This is a genomic window from Herbaspirillum sp. UBA812 (assembly GCF_002296545.1).
Taxonomy (GTDB): domain Bacteria; phylum Pseudomonadota; class Gammaproteobacteria; order Burkholderiales; family Burkholderiaceae_D; genus Herbaspirillum; species Herbaspirillum huttiense.
In genome coordinates, this window is record NZ_DBIC01000305.1 from 4,764 (window position 1) to 9,150 (window position 4,387).

At 57.8% G+C, this 4,387-nt stretch carries 4 protein-coding genes and 1 pseudogene; all 5 read left to right on the forward strand.

The window, feature by feature from the left end:
* Positions 1 to 613: 613 nt before the first annotated feature.
* Positions 614 to 2,521, forward strand: a complete 1,908-nt coding sequence (thrS, locus tag B3873_RS21120) for a threonine--tRNA ligase (RefSeq protein ID WP_039786292.1) — start codon at positions 614 to 616, stop codon at positions 2,519 to 2,521.
* Between the two features lie 73 nt (positions 2,522 to 2,594).
* Positions 2,595 to 3,116, forward strand: a complete 522-nt coding sequence (gene infC / locus B3873_RS21125; protein WP_083859511.1) for a translation initiation factor IF-3 — start codon at positions 2,595 to 2,597, stop codon at positions 3,114 to 3,116.
* Between the two features lie 295 nt (positions 3,117 to 3,411).
* Complete coding sequence (rpmI, locus tag B3873_RS21130) at positions 3,412 to 3,609, forward strand: 50S ribosomal protein L35 (protein ID WP_006712688.1); 198 nt, start codon at positions 3,412 to 3,414, stop codon at positions 3,607 to 3,609.
* 25 nt (positions 3,610 to 3,634) lie between these two features.
* The gene (gene rplT / locus B3873_RS21135) at positions 3,635 to 3,997 is read left to right on the forward strand and encodes a 50S ribosomal protein L20 (RefSeq protein ID WP_006712690.1); all 363 of its coding nucleotides are present in this window, start codon (positions 3,635 to 3,637) and stop codon (positions 3,995 to 3,997) included.
* A gap of 187 nt (positions 3,998 to 4,184) precedes the next feature.
* Positions 4,185 to 4,387 (forward strand): annotated as a pseudogene (locus B3873_RS21140) (phenylalanine--tRNA ligase subunit alpha); the annotation flags it as partial.

The following is a 4,387-nucleotide window of genomic DNA, read 5'->3' on the forward strand; positions in this document are numbered from 1 at the left end:
AAGCCAAGAAGGAAAACATCGTCATGGCGGCGCAGTCCGGCGCGGATGGCTATATCGTCAAGCCCTTTACGGCGGCCACCCTGAAGGAAAAGATCGAAAAGATCCTGGCGCGGCGCGCTACGATGGTCAGCGCGTAATCGGCGGCTGAATCCGGATTTGGGTGCAATTGGGCCCGAATGTAAAAACGGCGTCCTCGGATGCCGTTTTGCTTTTGGGGTCAAACTTCGCGTATGAGTTGGTGAAAGTGAAGGGGTTTGCTAATCATCGCTGTTTCCGGCAGGCCGTATCGACCTGCAAGGCCGTGGCGACGGCGGTTCCGGCGGTGCCATGCGGGAACGCTGCCGATGTTCGTGCAAAGTTTGCTATAATGCGCGGCCACGGTCTGATCTGCCCTTGTCGGCAGCGGCCTCCAGAATTCATCCCCTCATCTGTAAGAGCGAGAAAGGCAAACCGGTTATGACACCGCGAACTACCACCGAGGTTTTCACGCGACGCTAGTCGGGTTCTTTTTCGTCTTTTGAAAAAGCGCGGCTGGTCCGCGTTTTTTTTCGTCCTTCTTTTCGACATTACCCTCAACAGGCAAGGCAGCAAGGCTGCCGACATGGAGTGCACAATGGTTTCAGTTCGTCTTCCCGATGGTTCGCAACGCCAGTTCGACAACCCGGTCACCGTGGCGCAGGTCGCCGCCAACATCGGCACCGGCCTGGCCAAGGCGGCCCTGGCTGGCCGCGTCGATGGCAAGCTGGTCGATACCTCTTATCTGATCGACAAGGATGCCGACCTGGCCATCATCACCGACAAGGATCCGGACGGTCTGGAGGTGATTCGCCACTCCACCGCCCACTTGCTGGCTTATGCGGTCAAGGAGCTGTTTCCTGAGGCGCAAGTCACCATTGGTCCGGTCATCGACAACGGTTTCTATTACGACTTCTCGTACAAGCGTCCCTTTACCCCGGAAGACCTGCAAGCCATCGAAAAGAAAATGGCCGAGCTGGCCAAGAAGGATGAGCCGGTCACCCGCAAGGTGCTGCCGCGTGATGAGGCCGTGGCTTACTTCAAGTCGATCGGCGAAGCCTACAAGGCCGAGATCATTGCTTCGATTCCGCAGAATGAAGACGTGTCGCTGTACACCGAAGGCAGCTTCACCGACCTGTGCCGCGGCCCGCACGTGCCGTCCACCGGCAAGCTGAAGGTGTTCAAGCTGATGAAGCTGGCTGGCGCTTACTGGCGTGGCGATTCCAACAACGAGATGCTGCAGCGTGTGTACGGGACTGCTTGGGCCAAGAAGGAAGATCAGGAAGCCTACCTGCACATGCTGGAAGAGGCTGAAAAGCGCGACCACCGCAAGCTGGGCCGTGCGCTGGACCTGTTCCACTTCCAGGATGAGGCCCCGGGCCTGATTTTCTGGCATCCCAAGGGCTGGACCATCTGGCAGCAAGTGGAGCAGTACATGCGCCGCGTCTACCAGGACAACGGCTATCAGGAAGTGAAGGCGCCGCAGATTCTGGACCGCTCGCTGTGGGAAAAGACCGGCCACTGGGAAAACTATCGTGAAAACATGTTCACGACCGAGTCGGAAAACCGTGCCTATGCCCTGAAGCCGATGAACTGCCCGGGCCATATCCAGATCTTCAATTCCGGCCTGCACAGCTACCGCGACCTGCCGCTGCGCTACGGCGAATTCGGCCAGTGCCACCGCAACGAGCCCTCCGGCGCGCTGCACGGCATGATGCGCGTGCGCGGCTTTACCCAAGACGATGGTCACATTTTCTGTACCGAAGACCAGATCCAGGAAGAAGTGGCTGCCTTCAACCGCGTGGTGCGTGAAGTTTACGACTGCTTCGGCTTCAAGGAAGTGGCTGTGAAGCTGGCCCTGCGTCCGGAAAAGCGCATCGGTGCGGAAGAAGTCTGGGACAAGGCTGAAAACGCCCTGCGTGAAGCCATCCGCGCCTCCGGTTCGGAATGGGAAGAGCTGCCGGGTGAGGGCGCTTTCTATGGTCCCAAGATCGAATATCACCTGAAGGATTCCATTGGCCGTTCCTGGCAGTGCGGCACCATGCAGGTGGACTTCTCCATGCCGGCGCGCCTGGGAGCGGAGTATGTCACCGAAGACAACAATCGCAAGGTCCCCGTGATGTTGCACCGGGCCATCGTTGGCTCGCTGGAGCGCTTCATCGCCATCCTGATCGAAAACCACGCCGGTGCCATGCCCTTGTGGCTGGCGCCAACGCAGGTTGTCATCCTGAATATTTCCGATGCGCAGGCGGATTATGTGCAGAACGTTGCACAAACGCTGAAAAAACAAGGGTTTAGGGTCGAGACCGATTTGCGCAACGAGAAGATTACCTATAAAATACGGCAGCATTCTATTCAGAAGCCGCCCTATATCTTGGTTGTCGGCGATAAAGAACGGGATGCAAACACTGTGGCCGTGCGAGCGCGGGGCAATGTCGATCTGGGCGTGATGTCCATCGACACCTTGGTGGAACGCCTCAAGGATGAGGTGGCTGCCAAAGCCTGAGACGGGGAAGCCTAGGGCTTCCTCCCAGCGCAAGAGCACGGCTTAATTCATTGGATTTTAAAAGGAAACTGCAATAGCTACTGACAAGTCGCATCGCCTCAATCGCGAGATCACTGCACCGGAAGTGCGCCTTTCGGGTGTCGACAACGAGCCTCTGGGTATCGTCAGCCTGGCCGAAGCCTTAAGGCTTTCCGAAGAGGCTGAAGTCGATCTGGTCGAGATTGCGCCTACCGCGCAACCTCCGGTCTGCCGTCTGATGGACTACGGCAAGTTCAAGTACCAGGAGCAGAAGAAGGCACACGAGGCCAAGCTCAAGCAGAAGGTCATCCAGGTCAAGGAAGTCAAGTTCCGCCCGGGTACCGATGATGGCGATTACAACATCAAGCTGCGCAACCTGACCAAGTTCCTGGAAGAGGGTGACAAGACCAAGATCACGCTGCGTTTCCGCGGTCGTGAAATGGCTCACCAGGAAATCGGCATGCGCGTGCTGGAGCGTCTGAAGGCTGATCTGGAGCCGTATGGCCAGGTCGAGCAGTTTCCCAAGATGGAAGGCCGCCAGATGATCATGGTGCTGGCGCCCAAGAAAAAGAAATAAATCGGTTATAACGTTTATCTATTTTTCGTTTTCCAGGTTGTACGTCGCAGTTTCAGTCTAGCCGTATCAGGACGACATCCCTCCGGTGTCGTCCATGCCGCAGCAGCCGGGGCAATCCAGGCGGTGGCGGCAGTGTAGGGCCGACAAAGGATTTGCTGGGCGCAGGCAACTGCGCCAGGCAAAAGCAGCGGGTTCACCCGCTGTCAAATAAGTGAGAGCAGGCATCCAAGAGCAGCGAGCGTGCTGCCACCTGCAATCATCAAAAAATGGAGCTGTCCGAAAGGACAGAGTTGCTATGCCTAAGATGAAATCGAAGAGCAGCGCGAAGAAGCGTTTTCGCGTCCGCCCGGGCGGTACCGTCAAGCGCGGTCAAGCCTTCAAGCGTCACATCCTGACCAAGAAGACCACCAAGAACAAGCGTCAACTGCGCGGTACCGAGGGCGTCCATGAGACGAACCTGAATTCCGTTCGCGCGATGCTGCCGTTCGCTTAACCTCACCATACACTAAGGAGCTACTATGCCTAGAGTCAAACGTGGGGTAACAGCACGTGCCCGCCACAAGAAAGTCCTCGCACTCGCCAAGGGTTACCGCGGCCGTCGCAAAAACGTCTACCGTATCGCCAAGCAAGCAGTCATGCGCGCTGGCCAGTACGCGTACCGTGACCGTCGTAACAAGAAGCGCGTGTTCCGCGCACTGTGGATCGCCCGTATCAACGCCGCTGCGCGTTCGCACGGCGTGACCTACAGCGTGTTCATGAACGGCCTGAAGAAGGCTGCGATCGAACTGGATCGTAAGGTCCTGGCCGATATGGCTGTCACCGACAAGGCTGCTTTCGCTGCCATCGTCAACCAGGTGAAGGCCAACATCGCTGCCGCCTAAATCGACAGCGTGTTTGCGGTAGCCGGCCGCAACATCGGACGCAAGTCAGACGAGCGGCCGGCGCTGCAAAATCCTGCGGGGCAGAGGTGATACACCGATGCCCCGTATGTTTTTGATCCACGGTTTCGTGGATTTTTTTCCTTTTCGACTTCGTCGTCGGATTTTCGATTGGAGCGAGACTTACCGCATGAATCCCCTAGACCAACTCCTGGGCCAACTGGTCACGCAGGCGCAGGCTGATTTCGCCGCCGCGCCCGACGCCGCCGCACTGGAAAACGCCAAGGCCAAGTACCTCGGCAAGACCGGCCAGATCACCGAGCAGATGAAGGGACTGGGCAAGCTGGCGCCGGAAGAGCGCAAGGTACAAGGGGCGATCATCAACGTCGCCAA

Excerpts from the sequence above, each read along its gene's own strand:
- thrS (WP_039786292.1), top strand. The coding sequence starts at position 614 with ATGGTTTCAGTTCGTCTTCCCGATGGTTCGCAACGCCAGTTCGACAAC.
- rpmI (WP_006712688.1), top strand. The coding sequence starts at position 3,412 with ATGCCTAAGATGAAATCGAAGAGCAGCGCGAAGAAGCGTTTTCGCGTC.
- rplT (WP_006712690.1), top strand. The coding sequence starts at position 3,635 with ATGCCTAGAGTCAAACGTGGGGTAACAGCACGTGCCCGCCACAAGAAA.